Origin of the sequence: Synechocystis sp. FACHB-383, from assembly GCF_014698605.1 — a bacterium.
GTDB lineage: Bacteria > Cyanobacteriota > Cyanobacteriia > Cyanobacteriales > Microcystaceae > Synechocystis > Synechocystis salina.
The window spans coordinates 132218-151926 of record NZ_JACJTJ010000013.1 but is presented as its reverse complement, the minus strand read 5'-3'; the positions used below and the strand labels follow the sequence as shown (position 1 = coordinate 151926).

Annotated in this window: 16 protein-coding genes; 5 read left to right on the top strand and 11 right to left on the bottom strand. The window is 49.3% G+C overall.

Features of this window, described 5'->3' with window-relative positions:
• Positions 1-310 precede the first annotated feature (310 nt).
• Together H6G45_RS02925 and H6G45_RS02920 are read left to right on the top strand one after the other, a co-directional pair.
• The gene (locus tag H6G45_RS02925) at positions 311-1306 is read left to right on the top strand and encodes a saccharopine dehydrogenase-like oxidoreductase (protein WP_190596423.1); all 996 of its coding nucleotides are present in this window, start codon (positions 311-313) and stop codon (positions 1304-1306) included.
• An 83-nt stretch (positions 1307-1389) separates the two neighbouring features.
• Complete coding sequence (locus tag H6G45_RS02920; RefSeq protein WP_242018018.1) at positions 1390-1983, top strand: DUF2808 domain-containing protein; 594 nt, start codon at positions 1390-1392, stop codon at positions 1981-1983.
• Positions 1984-2026: 43 nt separating this feature from the next.
• On the opposite strand, the gene H6G45_RS02915 is transcribed toward H6G45_RS02920, so the two are convergent.
• Entirely contained in the window at positions 2027-3040 is a 1014-nt protein-coding gene (locus H6G45_RS02915; RefSeq protein ID WP_190596422.1) for an ABC transporter permease, read from the bottom strand.
• A 172-nt stretch (positions 3041-3212) separates the two neighbouring features.
• Here H6G45_RS02915 and hisS point away from each other — a divergent pair, with 172 nt between their 5' ends.
• Entirely contained in the window at positions 3213-4496 is a 1284-nt protein-coding gene (gene hisS, locus H6G45_RS02910; protein ID WP_190596420.1) for a histidine--tRNA ligase, read from the top strand.
• A 34-nt stretch (positions 4497-4530) separates the two neighbouring features.
• Complete coding sequence (locus H6G45_RS02905; RefSeq protein ID WP_190596418.1) at positions 4531-5664, top strand: hypothetical protein; 1134 nt, start codon at positions 4531-4533, stop codon at positions 5662-5664.
• Positions 5665-5714: 50 nt separating this feature from the next.
• On the opposite strand, the gene H6G45_RS02900 is transcribed toward H6G45_RS02905, so the two are convergent.
• From H6G45_RS02900 to H6G45_RS02880, 5 genes are all read right to left on the bottom strand, one after another.
• Complete coding sequence (locus H6G45_RS02900; RefSeq protein ID WP_242018017.1) at positions 5715-6677, bottom strand: hypothetical protein; 963 nt, start codon at positions 6675-6677, stop codon at positions 5715-5717.
• 222 nt (positions 6678-6899) lie between these two features.
• Entirely contained in the window at positions 6900-7802 is a 903-nt protein-coding gene (locus H6G45_RS02895; RefSeq protein WP_190596416.1) for a GNAT family N-acetyltransferase, read from the bottom strand.
• Between the two features lie 3 nt (positions 7803-7805).
• The gene (locus H6G45_RS02890; RefSeq protein ID WP_190596414.1) at positions 7806-8618 is read right to left on the bottom strand and encodes a hypothetical protein; all 813 of its coding nucleotides are present in this window, start codon (positions 8616-8618) and stop codon (positions 7806-7808) included.
• Positions 8619-8651: 33 nt separating this feature from the next.
• A complete protein-coding gene (locus tag H6G45_RS02885) occupies positions 8652-9995 on the bottom strand; it encodes a glutathionylspermidine synthase family protein (protein WP_190596412.1) in 1344 nt (447 codons plus the stop codon).
• Positions 9995-10744, bottom strand: coding sequence for a DUF1190 domain-containing protein (locus H6G45_RS02880; RefSeq protein WP_190596411.1), 750 nt, complete (start codon positions 10742-10744; stop codon positions 9995-9997). The genes H6G45_RS02885 and H6G45_RS02880 overlap by 1 nt, the downstream gene beginning before the upstream one ends.
• A gap of 236 nt (positions 10745-10980) precedes the next feature.
• On the opposite strand from H6G45_RS02880, the gene H6G45_RS02875 reads away from it, so the two are divergent.
• Positions 10981-11463 carry a flavin reductase family protein gene (locus tag H6G45_RS02875; protein WP_190596443.1) on the top strand — a complete coding sequence of 161 codons (483 nt, stop codon included), beginning with the start codon at positions 10981-10983 and terminating at the stop codon, positions 11461-11463.
• Between the two features lie 82 nt (positions 11464-11545).
• Here the strand turns inward: H6G45_RS02875 and sbcD are convergent, their stop codons facing one another.
• The 5 genes from sbcD to hemL form a co-directional block, all read right to left on the bottom strand.
• Positions 11546-12796 carry an exonuclease subunit SbcD gene (gene sbcD, locus H6G45_RS02870; RefSeq protein ID WP_190596409.1) on the bottom strand — a complete coding sequence of 417 codons (1251 nt, stop codon included), beginning with the start codon at positions 12794-12796 and terminating at the stop codon, positions 11546-11548.
• An 82-nt stretch (positions 12797-12878) separates the two neighbouring features.
• The gene (locus H6G45_RS02865) at positions 12879-15344 is read right to left on the bottom strand and encodes an ATP-dependent Clp protease ATP-binding subunit (RefSeq protein ID WP_190596407.1); all 2466 of its coding nucleotides are present in this window, start codon (positions 15342-15344) and stop codon (positions 12879-12881) included.
• A gap of 358 nt (positions 15345-15702) precedes the next feature.
• The gene (gene dxr, locus H6G45_RS02860) at positions 15703-16884 is read right to left on the bottom strand and encodes a 1-deoxy-D-xylulose-5-phosphate reductoisomerase (RefSeq protein ID WP_190596441.1); all 1182 of its coding nucleotides are present in this window, start codon (positions 16882-16884) and stop codon (positions 15703-15705) included.
• A 164-nt stretch (positions 16885-17048) separates the two neighbouring features.
• Positions 17049-18128 (bottom strand): class II fructose-bisphosphate aldolase, encoded by a 1080-nt coding sequence (fba, locus tag H6G45_RS02855; protein WP_028949331.1) that lies wholly within the window; start codon positions 18126-18128, stop codon positions 17049-17051.
• Between the two features lie 268 nt (positions 18129-18396).
• Entirely contained in the window at positions 18397-19698 is a 1302-nt protein-coding gene (gene hemL / locus H6G45_RS02850) for a glutamate-1-semialdehyde 2,1-aminomutase (RefSeq protein WP_190596405.1), read from the bottom strand.
• Positions 19699-19709: the final 11 nt, after the last annotated feature.

The window sequence follows — 19709 nt, the reverse complement described above, 5'->3', positions numbered from 1 at the left end:
AATTGAATTAACAAGGGTCTGGTTTCTGTCTCTCAAACTATTTCTTTGTCTAGGTTCGGGGCGCTTTCGAGTCGCTTTCGCTCTCAACCGCGCATTTATCAATATACTCACCTTCCCAGGAAAAGTCAACACTTTTCTCAAATCTTTTTTCCACATTCGCTCAATTCCCCTCCTCATCTGCCTTTGGGCTTCTAACACCTCCCTACAACTCTTCCCTCCCGACATTGTTTCTCTATCTTCTCTGACTTGTGCGCTTCCGTTTAGCTCCTCCATCCGATAATGGGGGGGTTGTTTCTGCGAGTTTGGATCAATGGAAAGTTATACTTCTGCTCCTTTGCGAGTTGGCATTCTGGGTTTTGGCGGTTTAGGGCAAGCGGCGGCTAGGCTTTTAGCTCCTAAACGGGAAATGGTATTGGTGGCGATCGCCGATCGCCATGGATATCTTTGTGATGCCGATGGTGTTGATGTGGATAATGCGGTGCAGGCCTATGCTCAACAGGGTTCCGTGGGGAAGGCCAATAAGGGACAAATGAGTGAGCAAAGCATTGAAGATTTAATTGGCCAGGGGGAGGTGGATGGTTACTTCCTGGCGTTGCCCAATCTGCCCAATACTTTCATGGCGGATGTGACTAGGCAATTTATCGCCTCCGGCTGGCAGGGGGTATTGGTGGATGCCCTAAAACGCACCAGTGCAGTGGAGCAGTTATTGACATTACGGCATGATTTAGTCCAGGCAGGCATCACTTATATGACCGGTTGTGGAGCGACCCCCGGTTTACTGACGGCGGCGGCGGCGGTGGCGGCCCAAAGTTTCCAAGAAATTCACCAGGTCAAAATCACTTTTGGGGTTGGTATTGCTAATTGGGAGGCTTATCGGGCCACCATTCGAGAGGATATTGCCCATATGCCTGGGTACAATGTTGATAAAGCCCAGGCTATGAGTGATGAAGAAGTTGCGGCTCTGTTGGATCAAACCAATGGCATTTTGGCTTTGGAGGATATGGAACACGCTGACGACATCATGTTGGAATTGGCGGGCATCTGTCACCGAGACCAAGTGACGGTGGGGGGCGTGGTGGATACCCGTAATCCGAAAAAGCCGTTGAGTACCCATGTGAAAATTACCGGCAGAACCTTTGAAGGAAAACTTTCTAGCCATACCTTTACTTTGGGGGATGAAACTAGCATGGCGGCCAATGTTTGCGGCCCAGCTTTTGGCTATTTGAAAGCAGGCTATGGTCTACATCGTCAGGGTTTGATGGGTTTGTTTACGGCGGCGGATGTGATGCCTAAGTTTGTGCGGTAGATGTCCTTACATTTTCTCCGGCCCATTTTTGTCAGTGAAGTGGGTTGACCCGTGAGCATTAGTTCATTCAACTGAGCCAAAATATGATGACAAAAGTACTTTCCGCCGGATTAAGAAAGGTGATCAGCCTGATGATCGCCTCGGGGCTGGTTTTAACCCAGTCCTGTGGAAGTTATGGGCCAAAAATATCCGTTGCGGGAGCGGGGCAATTGCCGGGGGGAGTGCTGTTTTTCAGTAGTCCTCCCCAGTTGATGGATAGCGCTACTACTTTTAATGCCGTTTCCATTCCGGCGGCGAAGTATTATTTCACCATTTCCCTGCCGGAACAGGCCGGGGACCCCCTCGACAGAGTTGTTTTTCAACAGCAACCCAACCCAGATCCGATTAATTTTTACCCGGATCAAAGCTTTGCTTTCTTAGGCGATCGCCGCCATCGGGGGGCACAAGTTGCCCTGGAGTCGGTGGAATGGGACAGAAGTACGGGAAAAATCACTGTAACGTTTGCCCAAGCCATCTCCCCCGGAGAAATTGTCACCATTGGTCTGAAGCCCTGGAAGAATCCCGATGTACCGGGAGTTTACCAATTTCGAGTTTTTGCTCTACCACCGGGGGACAATTCCCAGGCAATGGATTTGGGAGTAGCCCGTTTTCAGTTTTATCGGGGTGGAACTTGGTAGCCGGGATATTGCCAGTCAAGTATTCACAAATTGAGTGTGAATTTTATTTTAGGTCTGCCAACTGAATGCGGGGATCGGTGAATTTCAGCAATAGATCGGCTAGAAGATTACCGAGAATGAGGAGAGTTGCCCCCATCATTAAACTACCCATCACTAGATAGAGATCCTGGGCAGTGACGGCCTGGAGAATTAACCGACCTAGGCCAGGCCAATTGAAGAAAAATTCGGCGATGAAAGCGCCACTAAGCAAACTGGCAAATTCAAAGCCCAGAATAGTGATTAGGGGATTGATAGCATTACGGAGGGCGTGGACGTAGATAACCCGATTTTCCGGCAGACCCTTAGCCCTGGCAGTTTGAATATAGTCCTGGCGCAACACGTCCAGCAGTTGACCCCGCATCAACCTTTGTAACCCCGCAAAACTGGTGATACTCAAAGCGAGGGTAGGTAAAATCATGTGCCAAGCCACATCCCACACTTTATGGGGCCAAGAAAATTCGGCAAAATCAATGCTGGTCATGTCCCCCACCGGTAACAGAGGCGAAACGGATTGGGCAAGGAACAATAAGAGTAGAGCGGTGATAAAGCTAGGAAATCCTTGGCCGATGTAACTGATTACCCTTAGACTGCGGTCAATTAATGTATTTTGTTGCACGGCCCCCACAATGCCCAACGGAATGGCGATCGCCCAGGTGAGAATGATAGATGTTATGGCCAGTAGCAGGGTGGCGGGAATCCGTTCTATTAGTAGGGAAGCAACGGAACGGTTATAGACAAAGCTTTCACCAAAATTGAAACGGGTCACTACTTGAGTCAGCCAGCGCCAATATTGCACATACCAAGGTTGATCCAAGCCGAATTGGACCTTGAGTTGTTGGATTGTTTCTGGGGAGATTTTCGGATTTTGCTGGAGGGTATCGAGATAACTGCCGGGGGCTAGCTGAATAATGGCAAAGCTTAATAGGGATGCTAGTAGCAAGGTAATCAACCCTTCTATCAACCGCTGGACAACATAGGCAAAGTCGTCATTTTGAAGCCAACGAAGAAGATTACGCATGGATTACTGAATTGAGAACTACTGGTGGGATAGCTACCATAGGGGGGATTACACCTAGCCAATATACCTTAAGGCTTTTCTCGGTGCCGACGGCGATCGCCGGGGAGCAATGGGTCCTCGGAATCCGCTAAGGTTAGGAACGTATTTTGTTTGACAGGAACTGAGCCGAACTATGGGAGCTATCCAAGCCATTCGTGGAACCCGTGACATTTTGCCCCCGGAAACCAACTATTGGCAGTGGGTAGAGGCGATCGCCAAGGGTATTTTAGACCGGGCCTTGTATCAAGAAATTCGTACCCCCATTTTTGAGCAGACTTCCCTATTTGAGCGGGGTATTGGGGAAGCCACAGACGTGGTGGGCAAGGAAATGTATAGTTTCACCGACCGGGGCGATCGCCCCATTACCCTCAGACCGGAAGGCACAGCAGGGGTGGTGCGGGCCTATATTGAACAAAATTTACAGGCCGCTGGAGGGGTACAAAGGCTGTGGTACACCGGGCCCATGTTCCGCTATGAAAGACCCCAGGCTGGCCGGCAACGACAATTTCACCAATTGGGAGTGGAAGTATTGGGCAGTGCTGACCCGAGGGCCGATGTGGAAGTGATTGCCCTAGGCACCGACATTTTAAAAGCTTTGGGATTGAGTAACCTTTCCCTAGCCTTAAATTCTGTTGGCAACGGCGGCGATCGTCAAAAATACCGGGAAGCATTAACCAGTTATCTGACTCCCTTTAAGGACGAGCTAGACCCAGACTCCCAAGACCGACTGGAGCGCAATCCCCTCAGAATTTTGGATAGTAAAGCTAAACGTACCCAGGAAATTGTTCAGGATGCCCCCAGCATTTTGGATCACCTAGGGCCAGACTCCCAACGCCACTTTGACCAAGTGCAACAACTGCTGACGGATTTGGGCATTGCCTACCAACTCACTCCCACCCTAGTGCGGGGCTTGGATTATTACACCCACACCGCTTTTGAAATTCAATCCAGCGATCTGGGGGCCCAGGCCACCATTTGCGGCGGCGGTCGTTACGATGGCTTAGTGGCGGAATTGGGGGGCCCGATTACCCCTGCTGTAGGTTGGGCCATGGGATTGGAGCGGTTAATTATCCTTTTGCAACAAATGGCCACGCCCCCCGTTCCCGGCCCGGACTTTTACCTCATTTCCAAAGGGGAAAAAGCGGAACCCCAGGCTCTAATTTTGGCCCAACAATTACGCAGCCAGGGATTGTCCGTGGCCCTAGATCTGAGTGCCAGCGCCTTTGGCAAACAATTTAAACGGGCTGATAAATCCGGGGCGATCGCCTGCTTAGTGCTGGGAGAAGGGGAAATGGCAACGGGCACAGTTCAGCTTAAATGGCTGGCCAGTAAAGCCCAGGAAACCTTGCAGTTACAGGATTTAATGGGAGACATTACGGAACTCAAACAACGTTTAGCGGGACATAGGGAAAAATAACCCTACCTCACCTCCAACTTTTCTGTGACCTGCCATGACCCCATGGACAATTTGGTTTAAAACCGACGATAACCCCAGTTGGCAACCGCTAGATTCCTGCCGTTCCCTGCCCGTGGGCCATTACCGTCTAGCGGCCCGCCTGCCAGTGCCTGAAAAGTATGTGCAATGGCGCTGGAAATTTTTTTCCGCCACTGGCAAAGTGGAAAATCATGATTTCCAAGGCCGCACTAACCAAGAAGGTCTAATCTCCCTGTTGGATTTACACACGGTTCAACCAGGAACCTGGCAACTGAGCGCCCAGCCCGATTTGTTTGATCAACTCTGTGGGGAAAATTGGCAAATCCGCTTTCAATTCCAAGTGGTTGCCCCCTCCATGGCTACGGTCACAGTGCCCAAATTGAGTGCCGAACCGGAGAAATCAAAGCTGGAAGTAGATAATAGTCAAGCAGATGGGGAAAATAATGCCATTGTGCCCCATCCCCTGCGTCCCATGGTGGTGCCAGAGCTTGATCCAGAGCCGTTACCGACATTGCAATGGAACAGAAAAACGAGGGTGAAACTCACTGAAAATAGGATGGCGGATTCCAGCAGTCCCCTAGAGATATTAGAAACAGAAGCAACCAACGAGGAGCAAGTTCTAGAGCCAGAAGTGCTCGTCGCTCCGGCGATCTCCGCCCAAGAAGAGATCATTCCAGCCGGAGTAGAAGAAATGCCAAAACCTGGAGCTTATCAAGAAACAGAAGAAATAAAACCTGCAGAAGTGTTGATCGATCCAATAATTGCCGAAGATGAGAAGACAGTCCAAAAGGACGAGCCAGAAGAAATCCTAGAACCGGTAATGGCTACCATAATGGCGATCGAAGATGAAGACGAGCAACTATCAGAGCCCGTCGCGGCTGCCCCATTGAGCACCGAGGCCCCGGCTGATGCTGATAAGGAAAAATCGGGCCAGTTCACCCCATTCCGGTCTGTGAGTTACTCTGTTGAGCTAATCTACCCAGAACTGGCAAATCCGATCCAGGTGGACATTACGGTTATGGTGGACGAGAATCGCCGCCCTTCGAATCTGAATTTGCCAGACCCCCGTAGGATGATTAGTTCTTTGCATCGACAGCCTAACAAGTCCCGATCGCCTCTGCCCCCCAAATTAACCTCTACAGTGGATTAATTTCAAGGATAAATGGGGGGAAATTGAGTTAGAAATTGGAATTGTCCAACTCAAAAGCAGATCTCTGTAATATTGCAGAGAATACCTTGAATTAGTGAATTGCCGCCGGACCGGTTGTAATAATCATCGTTATTACGGTTGTTATTGTACCGATTAGCTTCGGGACTATTGGCAATTTCATTCCTTACATTTTCAAAGGTACTGCCTGCGATAACAGCATTGCGATAACCCTGTAGTCCTTCTGAGTCAGCGTTACGGCCTAGGTATTCTTGGTAGACCACATCTAATGCTTGCTTGAAGTCTTGACTATTAACCAAATCCCGACGAGCTTGGGCTAGGGAATAATTGGAATTATTTATAAACTGATCATAATTCCTTAACTCACTGGCACTGGAATTGCGTCCCAATACCTGGATATACATATCATTGAATTGCCGCTGGTGTTCGGAATTATAATTTCCCTGGTTGTAGTTATCACGGTTGTTATAATTGCGATTGCGAGCTTCGGTACTGTTGCTAATCTCATTCTTAATATCAGCCAAGCTTTGGCCATTAACAATTAAGTTACGGTAACTTACAAGGCTGTTGTTATCAAGATTTCGTCCCAGATATTCCCGATAGAAATTATTAATAGATTGATAAAATTCTTCACTATTAATTAGGTTTTCACGAACCTGTATCGAAGACCAGCCTTGACTGTTCATGGTTTGGGTAAAGTCCCGGATTTCATTACTGGTGGCATTGCGTCCTAACACTTGCAGGAACAGATTGTTAATTTCCGACTCACGATTATAGCGAATATTAGACCGCCTATTATTATTGTTATTGGCTTGATAGCGGAAACTGCCATAGTTGGGGCAATTAATAACATTATTGTTCCGCAGACAGCTAATTTCAGTCGGGCGGGAATTATATCGGTGATTGTTATTAGCTTGATAACGGAAACTGCCATAATCAGAACAATTAATTACATCACGGGTTCTCACGCAGTTAATGGTTTCAGATTGCGCCATTGCCGGAGCTATGCTAGTCAGGGATAATAATAGGAGCGTAGCTGTAGATAAAGTTAAAGTTTTCATTGATAAAATACCAATTCCTATGTCTTGATCTTGACAGATGAGTGGGTTATTTATCGTTGGAATTGTACAAATTGATTGACTACAGTAGCAAATGTATTTAGATATTGAAAATATAGCCTTAACAATCCAGGGCAAAATAATAAATAATGCGAATCCCTAACCTAATTCCAAACAGGCCAAGCCGTAGATGTCCTCCAAAGGAAGTTGGGGGGGATTGCCCTTATACATGCGTAGATTTAACAAAGTCAGTTCAAAGCCCCGTTCTTCCAATAGATAAATGGCATCCTGATTCACATCTGGCACATCGATAAAGACCGGACCCTGGCGATCGCCAAGTAACACATCTAGCAAAGCCCCCGCTAAAGCCGTGCTGTCCGCCATGAGGGGTCCCAAACGCCAACCTTGGGGAAAACCATCTTCATCGTCGGGCAACAGACAGGGACGAATACGGCCGTAACCACAGCAATCCCCCTGGTCGTCCAAAATTACCATCACTTTTCCCTCCGGCCTTCCCAACCATTCGTGGAGGAACAGGGGTCGAGGAGTAGCTTCATGGCGGGCGTCATAGGCTTGCACTTTGGCTTCCGTTAATTCATCCCCAGCCATCAGTTGATAACCGGGGGGCAAATCGGGAGCAAAACTTGGCCGCACACAGGAACGGCGATCGGCGGGGGGTAAACGATAACGACGGGTGTAATAAGCAGGGCGAAAACCCCATTTTTGATAATCTTCCACCCTTGCTAGAGCCGCTTCTAGACCAACGCAATGGACATTTTCTAAATGGGCGATCGCCGTTTGCCAGAGGGCCACCCCAAAACCCCGGCCCCGATACTCTGGTTGGACGAGAAATAAACCAATAAAACCGTAATTTTCGTCATAACGAATGCCGGCAATGCAACCCACAGGCTTTCCTTGCCATGCCCCCACCCAAACACCGCCGTTATCGGTGTCATAAAAAATCCCCACATCCCCTATGCCCGGACAAAATCCTTCCTGCTGGGCCCAGCGGGTCACCAACGGGCGATCGGCAACTTCCATGGGACGAATTAAGTAACTCATAGATTAGGGCAAAACAAGAGTTAAGGATTTAATCACAGCACTGCTAGGGCGATCGCCAAGGTTTAATTCCGCCAAAATTAATTGGATAACAACGGTGCTAAAGTGGCTTGGGAAACGATGCATTTCCTGGGCATGGTCCAATAAAAAAGTGTGGTAATAACGCCCCAGGGATTTTTCCAGTTTGATGAGGTTATGAAAAAAATCTGGTAATTCTTTGAGGCGATGGGGATAATTTTGCTTCAGGATGTTGAGGAAATGGCGAAAATGACTACCTTCATCCTGTACCAAATGTTGGGCAACTCTGGCAAAGGTTTTCCCAAAGGGTCGGTAATATTCCTGTAAGTCCCGACGGTAAGACAACATTGACCCCAATTCATCAAACACCAGGGTACTAACAATGGTGAATTCATCTTGCAAAACCCAAGCAATGGGTTCCAAGCTAGGCGATCGCCGATGGAAATTGTTATCCATTGCCGTGGTAGTTGAGCCAGACAGAGCAATGTAAACTCGACTTAAGGCTTGGTAATGTTTTTGTTCATCCCCCAACCAGAGGGGCAATAGCGCTAAAAAATTGGCTGATAATTCCCGTTGGCGGGACAGCAAATAATTGTATAAAAACTGGGCATCCCCTTCAGAATAAACATCTCGACTAAGGAGAATAGAAAAATCTTCTTTTAAGTGATTGGCTAAGTTATTAATAACACCCTGGGGTAATCGATAACCAATGGGAATTAACTCATCCACGTCCCAACAATTTAAACAGAGTGTAGGGAGATACTCTATGGGCTGATCTTCCAAACAAACAGATTTTACCATCAATCCTATATCCTCAATTTTCGGACTAACCACCTAACCCACTGACAAAAAATCTGCCGCTACAATATGGGGAATGATCAGACAGTGACGCCCCGTAATGCGAGCCTTGTCCCCCCGTAAAATAATCCCCGCAGCCGTATCATCAATGACCCAACTACCAACCATGTAATAGTAATCAAAAGCTTGGGGCAGTTCGATATATTCTTGGATAATAAAACCCTCTTCCCCATAACCGTAGCTAGGGCGTTTCTCCACTGATCCAGCCCCCAATTCAATGGAAATACCAATGCCCTCCATGCCTAAAAGAGGTTTACGAACATGGAGCCCTTCTAACAACAAACGGGTTGCTTCGAGGGAAATATCACTTTCAAAGTAAGTGGGTAATAAATATCGAGCGTATGGACTATCTTTAAATTGTTGCCAAATTAAAGCCATGGCCCCTTTATTGGATAAAACTTGCTTCCATAGGGGTTCAATGACTTTGGCATCCCCCACCGCTAAACGTTGAGCCAGAGCTGAGGTACAACCAGCATTGGCCATATCATTTTGTAAATCTGACCAATCATACATTTTCCACAAAATGGGAACTCTTTCGTTGGCATGGTCGATAAAATAACCATCTTCATCTAGACCCAAACCCCTCTGCATTGGTTGCCCCCGTTCATCTTCTAAGCCCCGCAAATAAACCAATTGGGTATAGATATTTGCATCTACTTCATCGTGGAGAATTTGGATTAATTGCATGGCCATTTCACTGTCTTCTTCTAGCTGTTCGTCCACTAAGAAAGAAATGCCAGTGCGGAGTAAATCATATTCTTCATAAATCCGTCGCCATTGCCCCGCCGTTCTTTCCCAATATTCATTAAATTGACTGGCATTTTGGGGTAAAGCATAGGCTCCCTGGTTATGGTTGCGTTGGTAATCCACTAACCAATTCCATTGATATACAGTTTCAGCTCCCAACAGAGGAGTTTCCCCATTAATTTCGATTAATTTAATCTGGCCATCGTCGGTCACCACCAAGTCAAAGCGGGTGTCTAGGCTCAAATCTTCCACCGGATCGGTGCGATGCCAACTGTTTTTGAGGGCAGGCCAATATTCGGGGCGAATTTTCAACTGGGCCAACCTGCTATCAATGGCGGGGTCATCCTCTTCGTCAAAAAACCAATCCAGAAATTCCACACACATTTGCCATAGTTGTTCACTAGCTTCGGCGATCGCCGTTTCTTCCTGGGGGCTGAACTGAATAGCAAAAGGTTGGGGCAGGGCTTCCACCCAATATTGCTGGGCCGTATCACTCAGCACATCCGCTTGATAGGCATTTTCCTGGATATGCTGACGCCAACGGGGACGACGGCTAATTTTGATCGGTTGCATTATTTACCTCCCCGGCCAGTGCCCTTAAAGGTAGAACCAAAGCCCTTATTACTACTACGCCCAGAAATGGTACCCTTGGCAGCAGTGCCCGCAGGTCGGGGGGGAGCAGGGGCTGTAACCGCTTTGGAGGTGGAAACTTTGCCCGTGGTGGTGCGGGGCACAGTGACTCCATTGGGGGTGATCAACTGGTCGGGATTTGTCCCCCGATAGACAATGGATGGTTGTAATACCCTTCGTTGTACACCGCCGGAATAAATGTAGGTGTAACTGTTACCGTAGGGATAAAAATAGGCCCCCCCAAAGACTGGACGATAACCACTGGTGTGATAGCCGCTGGGGGTGGGTTCACAAATCACGCCATCGGTTTGACAATCGGCTCGACTGCCATAGACTGGGGCATTGCGTTGGTGCTCTTCCTGAGCCGCTTTCATTTGGGCCTCACATTCCTCAGGACGAATGGGAGGCGGACTTGGGGCATTGGGTAATTTGCCGGCTTTGTGAGCCTCCACCAAAACCTGATACTCCTTGGCCTGATTGGTGGTGTCTGTTTTACATTCCGCCACACTGGTGTAGTAAAGAGCTTCGATTTTCTCGTTATTGCCTGCCCCACTACCCTGGTTCGTTTTGGGGTTATTGCCTTTGCAACTGGTGCTAACCATGGCCAACACCGCCACCATGGCGAGATATTGCCTGACTTGTTTACGATAAATGGGCCGAGAAACGTTGCCGGGGAAATAATTGGGGTCCATGGCGATCGCCGGGGGATCAGTGGTGATGGGATTATTGTATTAAGATTTTTCTGCAGTAAACCGATTAGCAAAAATTATTTACGAACCAGTTACAGGCATTGGGGAGTTTAACCAACATTGTGCCCAATTCCCCCGCAAAAAAAATTAAGCTTGATTAAGTTGCTAGGCTATCAACAAATGGATTTTTCCCTCGGGAAAATTTTCCAGCCCATGCCCAATACCTTGAGTGAATTATGGTGCTAGACGAACAAGCAAAGAAAACCCTCCTACGCAAAATTCCCCACGGGCTCTACGTCTGTGGTGTTAAGTCCGGAGACGAAGCCAATGGTTTCACCGCTAGTTGGGTAATGCAGGGCTCCTTTGAGCCCCCCCTGGTGGTTAACTGCGTGCGCACTGACTCCATTTCCCATCGGCTGTTACAGGAAAGTGGTCAGTTTGCCCTAAGCTTTCTGGCGGCGGATCAAAAGGATGTGGCGGCGCAATTTTTTAAGCCCCAACGACGGGTGGGGGACAAGTTTGAAAACTTTGACGTGCTCGACGCCCCAGAAACCGGCTGCCCTGTGCTCAAAGATTGCTTAGGCTATGTGGAATGTCGGGTGGTGGGGTCGGTGGCCCACGGCGATCACACCGTTTTTGTCGGCGAAGTGATTGGCGCCCAAGTTTTCAATGAAGGAGAACCTTTATTGCTGGAAAGTACCGGCTGGAACTACGGCGGTTAGTCAGGTTAGTGATTTTGCCAAGGATTTTCCTTGGTCGCTAAAAGGAATCAAGAGGAGTCGTTAAGGCTGAATCAATATGCCCTCAGTCCCCCACCGCCTCTAACCAGTGCTCCTCATTGGCACTGAGTAAATGCTCGGCCGCCTCCATTAGGTCGGGCATTAGCCCCTTAATGTCTTTTTTGTTTTCTAGATAAGTTCGCAGGGCAACGAGGGGATCAAGGGCAGAACCAACCCCCAATTCTGGCAAGCGGGGCCGGGCCAACTGGCTCACTAATTCTGGGCGGATAGTGTAGGAATGGCTTGGTTTGAGGGCCTCTTGTAACCGGCGATTATCTATTTGTTCCAACTGTTCAGAGCGGATTTGGTAAATTAGCCGCACCACCGCAGCATCGATGTTGGTTTGATTAATCGCAGTCAAAAGTTCTGTCTGGGGATCTTCCGCTTCGGTCACGTCCACCTTAATAGTTTTAAAGGGCCGGGCCGGCAGGGCACAAAACTGCCAATCAACTTTTCCCTTAGTAATCTCTAGCCAAACATAACCCTTATCTTCCTTTTCTTCGCCAAAGTCCACCCGTTCGATGCTGCCAGGATATACCACGGGGGGATTGTTATGGGGATTGAGATTTTGATGTTTATGGACATGGCCCAGAGCAACGTAATCAAATTCGGATCGATTGATCAAAGCCATGGGAATGGTAAAACCTTTGCCCACGGAGAGGGTTTTTTCCGCCCCAAAGGTGGCCCGGTCTGCCATTAAATGGGCCAGCAAAATAGTTGGGAGTTGGGGGTCTAAGCTCCGGACTTCCGCTTCTAAAATGGGCTGTAACTTTTTCAGCAAGAGCAAATTAATTGCTTCTAAGGATAATCCCTCGGTTTCCGGCCTGGTCAACAGAGTAGAACGAGTTAACCAAGGCAGGGTGACAATTTGCAGGTCTCCATTCGCCGTAGGAATTAAATGGGTGGCAAGGCGATCGCCGACAATGAAGCCGGGTACAGCTAGGGTGCGATAAATACATAAACTAGCTCCCCCACTACCCTGGGAATGTTGGTCATGGTTCCCCACCAACAGCACCGTAGGAATATTGGCATCCGCTAAACGACGAAATTCCGCCGCAAACGCTTCCTGAACGTAGGGGGGCGGGGTGGCATCGGGGAAAGCGTCTCCCCCAAATAAGACCACATCGGCCGGTTCGGCGATCGCCCGGTCAATGCAAAGCCTGAGACTATGAATGAAGTCCTCCAGTCTGGTATTCAAGCCCGTGGCCGGATTAATGTGCCCATGGGAAAAACCACTGCCCAGGTGAATATCAGAAAGGTGCAGGACTTTTAACATGGCAATGACTCTCTAACAACAAAAAAGGGAAGACTTTAAGTCCTCCCTTCATCCTATGGCAGTGGCCCGCCAGGGGACCTAATTATTCAACGCCGGGGGCAATCAATTCCCTTGTTTCACCAGGGATGACCACCACTTGGTTGTCTTCACCAATGTCCACCAGGGCCTGACTGCCTTCCTTGAGGCGACCAGAAAGGATTTCCTCTGCTAACACATCTTCCAACAGGCGCATAATGGCCCGACGGAGGGGACGGGCACCATAGGCAGGGTTGAACCCCTCTTCCACAATGCGCTCTTTGAACTTATCGGTGACCTGGAGAGAAATTTCTTTTTCCACCAACCGGGCAAACACATCCCGCAGCAGGATTTCGGAAATTTCCTTTACTTCCTCCTTGTTCAATTGACGGAAGACGATGATTTCATCTAAACGGTTCAAGAACTCAGGACGGAAGTAGTTTTTCAACTCTTCATTCACCAGGGAGCGAATGCGATTGTATTGCGACTCCGCCTGGTCTTCGGCAAAGTCAAAGCCTAAACCACCGCCACCTTTTTCAATCACCTTAGAACCAATGTTGGAGGTCATGATCAGCAGGGTATTTTTGAAGTCCACTGTGCGACCTTTGGCATCGGTAAGGCGACCATCTTCCAAAATTTGCAGGAGCATATTGAAGATGTCCGGGTGGGCTTTTTCAATTTCGTCGAACAGCACCACAGTGTAGGGACGGCGGCGTACCGCTTCCGTTAACTGACCACCTTCGTTGTAGCCCACATAACCCGGAGGAGAACCAATCAATTTAGAAACGGTGTGACGTTCCATAAATTCAGACATATCCAAGCGGATCATGGCTTCCTCGGAACCGAAGAAGTAGGCCGCTAGGGCTTTGGTCAGCTCGGTTTTACCTACCCCAGTGGGACCGGAGAAGATGAAGCTCGCAATGGGACGGTTAGGATTTTTCAGTCCGACCCTAGCCCGACGGATAGCACGGGAAACGGCTTTAACGGCGTCTTCCTGGCCAATTAACCGTTGATGGAGGGTGTCTTCCATGTGCAACAGTTTTTCCGACTCCGATTCTGTCAGCTTGTTCACCGGCACCCCAGTCCAGGAGGCGACAATGTGGGCAATTTCTTCAGAGTTGACTTCCGGTTCACCACTATCCCCTTCTGCTTTTTTAGAAGAGGCGATCGCCCGGATTTGTTTTTTAATTTCGTCTTCCCGGTCCTTGAGTTCCCCAGCCTGCTCAAAGTCCTGGTTGCGGACAGCATCATCTTTTTCTTTAAGAATTTGCCGTAGTTCCTTATCTAACTCCTTGGCGGCGGGGGGCAATTGGGAATTAATCAACCGCACCCGAGAACCAGCTTCGTCAATCAGGTCGATCGCCTTATCGGGCAGGAAGCGGTCGGAGATATAACGGTCGGAAAGTTTGGCCGCCGCTTCTAGGGCTTCGTCCAAAATTTTCAGTTTGTGGTGCTGCTCGTAACGTTCCCGCAGACCATAAAGAATCTCGATGGTTTCTTCGACGGAGGGTTCCCCTACCATTACCGGCTGAAAACGGCGTTCCAGGGCGGCGTCCCGTTCAATGTGCTTACGGTACTCATCGAGGGTGGTTGCCCCAATACATTGCAATTCTCCCCGGGCTAAGGCGGGCTTGAGAATATTGGCGGCGTCGATCGCCCCTTCGGCGGCCCCGGCCCCAATGAGGGTGTGGACTTCGTCAATCACCAGGATGATGTTGCCGGCCTGGCGGATTTCATCCATGATTTTTTTCAGCCGTTCCTCAAATTCCCCCCGGTATTTGGTGCCCGCCACCAACAGACCAATGTCCAGGGTGACGACCCGTTTTTCTTCGAGAATGTCGGGAATATCTTTGTTGGCGATGCGCTGGGCTAGACCTTCGGCGATCGCCGTTTTACCAACCCCTGGTTCCCCAATCAGAACAGGGTTATTTTTGGTGCGGCGTCCTAGGATTTGGATAACCCGCTCAATTTCTTTCTGGCGGCCCACCACGGGGTCTAACTTGCCCTCCCCGGCCATTTGGGTGAGGTTAGAGCCAAACTCGTCTAGGGTAGGGGTTTTGGTGCGGCCAGAGGATCCCCCTCCAGCGGCCACCTCGGCGGTTTCCCCCAACATGCGGATCACCTGGGTGCGGACTTTGGAGAGATCAACCCCAAGGTTTTCTAAGACCCGGGCAGCTACCCCTTCCCCTTCTCGAATCAGACCCAACAGCAAATGTTCGGTGCCGATATAATTGTGGCCCAGTTGCCGTGCTTCCTCGAGGGAAAGTTCCAGCACCCGCTTGGCCCGGGGAGTAAAGGGAATTTCCACGGCCACAAAGCCTGATCCCCGCCCGATAATTTTTTCTACTTCAATGCGGGCATCTTTGAGATTAACCCCCATGGATTTGAGAACTTTGGCGGCGACGCCAGTCCCTTCGCCAATCAAGCCGAGCAGAATTTGTTCCGTGCCAACGAAGTTATGTCCGAGGCGACGAGCTTCCTCCTGAGCAAGCATGATTACTTTAATGGCTTTTTCCGTAAAGCGTTCAAACATAACCTGAATCCATCACCTCAGCGTGCCCTGTGTATTGCTGATTCTAACATAGCGCTTTTATTGTGCTGTTGCCCTGGGTACAGCCGTGGATGTAGGTTTAACGGTGGAATGGCGAATTGCGTCTGTGGGGTTTTCCCCACCTCAACCTTCGTAATCCCATCTCCAGACTCCCCGTTTTTGACCCTGACAACTAACAGAATTAGGGGGCATAGAGCAATGGGGGATCTCCGTTTCGACTAGTTAAATGATGAAAAATATTTTGGCGATCGCCGTAATCACTCCCTAAAAGCAACCAAACCAAAATTCCATAATAATCATGGGGCAAATAATTCTGGTCAAAGTTAAAGCTAACTACACCCTATGGCCGGGTTGCCACACAGGCGCTACTTTCCAACACTGTCCGCCGGGCCCATTGATCGGCCGCCAAAATGGTTTCTAGATCAGGACTAGCCGTATTTTGGCCAACGTAGAGGTCACAGGTCTTTTCAATCAGACGGGGAATATCTAAAAAAGTGATTTTTTCTTGTAAAAACAAAGCCACCGCCTGTTCATTGGCCGCATTTAACACCGCTGGCATGGCTCCCCCGGCCCGGCCGGCCGCATAGGCTAACATCATGCAGGGATATTTGTCGTGATCCGGTTCCCGAAAACTTAAACTACCAGCTTTAACTAAATCTAAGGGTTCCCAATCGGTGTAAATTCTTTCTGGCCAGGATAGGGCGTAGAGCAGGGGCAAACGCATATCGGGCCAACCCAATTGAGCTAAAACAGAAGTATCTTGTACTTCAATTAAGGAATGGATGATGCTCTGGGGATGGATAACAATGTCAATGTGGTCGTAATCCAAGCCAAACAAATAATGGGCTTCAATCACTTCCAAACCCTTATTCATCAGAGTGGCGGAGTCAATGGTGATTTTTTGTCCCATGGCCCAATTGGGATGTTTCAGGGCATCCTGCACCGTCACAAAGGGTAAGCGCTCCACCGGCAAGTCCCGGAATGCTCCCCCAGAAGCGGTGAGGATAATCCGCCTCAATCCTCCCTCCGGAACCCCCTGTAAACATTGAAAAATAGCCGAATGCTCGGAATCCGCTGGTAATAACTTCACCCCCATTTTTTCCACCAGGGGCAACACCACCGGAGCCCCCGCAATCAGGGTTTCTTTATTGGCTAAAGCAATATCTTTCCCTGCTTCGATCGCCGCCATGGTGGGCAATAATCCCGCACAACCAACAATGCCCGTGACTACGCTTTCTGCATCGCCATAGCGGGCCACTTCCACTACCCCCGCTTCCCCCACTACATATTGGGGTTGATAATCGGTTAGATCGGCCACTGCCTCTTTTAGATCGGCTAACTTTTCTTCTCGACGAATCGCAACAATTTCTGGGCGGAACTCCGCCACCTGTTGGGCTAGTAATTCAACATTTCCCCCAGCCGCTAAACCTACCACCTGGAAAGCATCGGGGTGATGGGTGACAATGTCCAAAGTTTGGGTGCCAATGGAACCGGTGGAGCCGAGGATAGAAATGCGTTTCACCATTACCGCCGTTGCTTAAGCTAAAACTAATCTTCCCAATCTTACGGGGTTGCCGGCCATCTGAGAAGGAAAAACTCCCCCAAGGTCAAACCGAGGAGGAGCAAAGTTATTTATTCTCTTTTTTCTGCTAAGCCAAAACTTAGAAACGAAAAATTAATCCCAATCTACACAGCAACAGAAGTGCGGGAAGTGGCGGTCAGCTCACCTTTAGCATATTTAGCGGCGTAGTCATCCAAGGTCAATTGCTTGATCTTAGAAGCATTACCAGCGGTCCAGAACTGTTGATAACGGTCGGCACAAACCTGCTTCATATATTTAATGGAAGGCTTGAGGAAGTGACGGGGATCAAAGTTTTTGGGATCTTTAGCGGCGGCTTCCCGGAAAGCAGCGGTGATGGCCAAGCGGTTATCGGTGTCGATGTTCACTTTACGTACACCACTCTTGATGCCTTTTTGAATTTCTTCTACAGGCACACCATAGGTTTCGGGGATGGCACCACCGAATTCGTTGATCATGTCGATCCATTCCTGGGGAACGGAGGAAGAACCGTGCATTACCAAGTGGGTGTTGGGCAACAGGCGGTGAATTTCTTCAATGCGGCTGATAGCCAAAACTTCCCCGGTGGGTTTGCGGGTAAATTTGTAAGCACCGTGGCTGGTACCGATCGCCACAGCGAGGGCATCCACCTGGGTTTTGTTGACGAATTCCACCGCTTCTTCGGGATCGGTCAACAGTTGGGAGTGGTCTAACTTCCCTTCAAAACCGTGGCCGTCTTCCGCTTCCCCTTGACCGGTTTCTAAGGAACCTAGGCAACCCAATTCCCCTTCCACACTGGCCCCAACGGAGTGGGCTACCTTAACCACTTCAGCGGTTACATTAACGTTGTACTCAAAGCTAGCGGGGGTTTTGGCATCAGCTTCCAAGGAACCATCCATCATCACACTGGTGAAACCATTGCGGATAGCGGAATAGCAAGTAGCGGGGCTATTACCATGGTCTTGGTGCATGGCAATGGGAATGTGAGGATAGGTTTCGACCGCCCCCAAAACTAAATGGCGCAGGAAATTTTCCCCGGCATAGCTACGGGCGCCACGGGAAGCTTGCAAAATTACAGGGCTGTTGGTTTCATCAGCGGCCTGCATGATCGAAATGATCTGCTCCATGTTGTTGACATTGAAAGCGGGAATGCCATAACCATTTTCCGCCGCATGGTCTAACAGCAATCGCATTGGGACGAGAGCCATAAATCCTCCTAAGTTCTATTGCCTAATGTGTATTGGGGTCGCAAGACAAGTCTTTATATGGGTCTCATCTTAGGCTAGTTTCTGTCCCTTGACAATTTTTAATGATCTTTTTTGCCCCGCCTCAGGAAATTTGTGCTAGAGCATTGAAATCAGCCCATACCAACATCCCCACCCTAGTCCATGGCTGAATAACCACATTTTAGGATGGGGAAAAATTTAGGTATTTAGCAATATGACCCACGGCGATCGCCATCGGGGATCAAACAGTTCAAAGGGTAGCGAATACTTCCTTAGCCATCGCAATGGTCTGGTCAATTTGGGCCTCGGTGTGGGCCAGGGAAGGGAAGCCGGCTTCGTACTGGGAAGGAGCGAGATAAATCCCCCGTTCCAACATCCCTCGATGGAAACGGGCAAATTTGTTGGTGTCGGCTAGCTTGGCATCTTCGTAATTGCGCACCGGACCGGGGGCAAAGAAAATGCCAAACATGGCACTGATGGAACCGCCACAAACTTCATGGCCGGCTTCTTCGGCAGCGGTTAGCAAACCACTTACCAAACGTTTGGTAATTTTATCTAGATATTCGTAGGAACCGGGCTTTTGCAAAATTTCCAGGGTTTTAATGCCCGCGGTCATGGCCAAAGGGTTACCGGACAAAGTTCCAGCTTGATACATTGGCCCTGCTGGAGCCACCATGGCCATAATGTCTTCCCGACCACCATAAGCTCCCACTGGCAAACCACCACCAATCACTTTACCAAGGGTGGTTAAATCGGGGGTAACGCCAAATCGAGCCTGGGCACCACCATAGGAAACCCGAAAGCCAGTCATCACTTCATCAAAGACCAGTAAAGCACCATACTCCTTGGTCAATTCCCGTAATCCTTCCAAGAAGCCGGCATCGGGGAGAATAAAGCCTGCATTGCCCACTACCGGCTCAAGAATAACCCCGGCGATACTGTCAGGATTTTCCACAAACAAGGCTTTGACTGCTTCCAAATCGTTATAGGGAGCCGTTAAAGTGGCCTTGGTGGTATTGCTGGGCACCCCAGGGGAATCCGGCAGGCCCAGGGTAGCCACCCCAGAACCGGCTTTCACCAGAAACATGTCGGCGTGGCCGTGGTAACAACCCTCAAATTTAATAATCTTTTCTCGGCCAGTGAAGGCCCGCATCAAACGCAACACTGACATACAAGCTTCAGTGCCGGAGTTGACAAACCGCACCATCTCGATGCTGGGCACGGCATCAATGACCATTTCCGCCAGGACGTTTTCCTGGGCACAGGGAGCACCAAAACTAGTACCCTTATCCAAAGCTTGTTTGAGGGCATTGATAACATCGGGGTGGGCATGACCACAGATGGCCGGTCCCCAGGTGCCCACATAGTCTATGTATTGATTGCCATCTACGTCCCAAATCTGAGCCCCTTCTACTCGGTCAAAAACAATGGGCTGACCGCCGACGGACTTAAATGCCCTCACCGGGGAACTGACCCCCCCAGGCATTAAATGTTGAGCCGCGGTAAAAATTTCTTCTGACTTAGTGGTGATAAAAGGGGTTGCGTTAACCAATTCGCGTCTCC

Excerpts from the sequence above, each read along its gene's own strand:
- H6G45_RS02880 (WP_190596411.1), bottom strand. The coding sequence starts at position 10,744 with ATGGACCCCAATTATTTCCCCGGCAACGTTTCTCGGCCCATTTATCGT.
- H6G45_RS02865 (WP_190596407.1), bottom strand. The coding sequence starts at position 15,344 with ATGTTTGAACGCTTTACGGAAAAAGCCATTAAAGTAATCATGCTTGCT.
- H6G45_RS02900 (WP_242018017.1), bottom strand. The coding sequence starts at position 6,677 with ATGGCGCAATCTGAAACCATTAACTGCGTGAGAACCCGTGATGTAATT.
- H6G45_RS02885 (WP_190596412.1), bottom strand. The coding sequence starts at position 9,995 with ATGCAACCGATCAAAATTAGCCGTCGTCCCCGTTGGCGTCAGCATATC.
- H6G45_RS02905 (WP_190596418.1), top strand. The coding sequence starts at position 4,531 with ATGACCCCATGGACAATTTGGTTTAAAACCGACGATAACCCCAGTTGG.
- H6G45_RS02915 (WP_190596422.1), bottom strand. The coding sequence starts at position 3,040 with ATGCGTAATCTTCTTCGTTGGCTTCAAAATGACGACTTTGCCTATGTT.
- fba (WP_028949331.1), bottom strand. The coding sequence starts at position 18,128 with ATGGCTCTCGTCCCAATGCGATTGCTGTTAGACCATGCGGCGGAAAAT.
- H6G45_RS02920 (WP_242018018.1), top strand. The coding sequence starts at position 1,390 with ATGATGACAAAAGTACTTTCCGCCGGATTAAGAAAGGTGATCAGCCTG.
- H6G45_RS02890 (WP_190596414.1), bottom strand. The coding sequence starts at position 8,618 with ATGGTAAAATCTGTTTGTTTGGAAGATCAGCCCATAGAGTATCTCCCT.
- hisS (WP_190596420.1), top strand. The coding sequence starts at position 3,213 with ATGGGAGCTATCCAAGCCATTCGTGGAACCCGTGACATTTTGCCCCCG.
- H6G45_RS02895 (WP_190596416.1), bottom strand. The coding sequence starts at position 7,802 with ATGAGTTACTTAATTCGTCCCATGGAAGTTGCCGATCGCCCGTTGGTG.
- H6G45_RS02925 (WP_190596423.1), top strand. The coding sequence starts at position 311 with ATGGAAAGTTATACTTCTGCTCCTTTGCGAGTTGGCATTCTGGGTTTT.
- sbcD (WP_190596409.1), bottom strand. The coding sequence starts at position 12,796 with ATGTTAAAAGTCCTGCACCTTTCTGATATTCACCTGGGCAGTGGTTTT.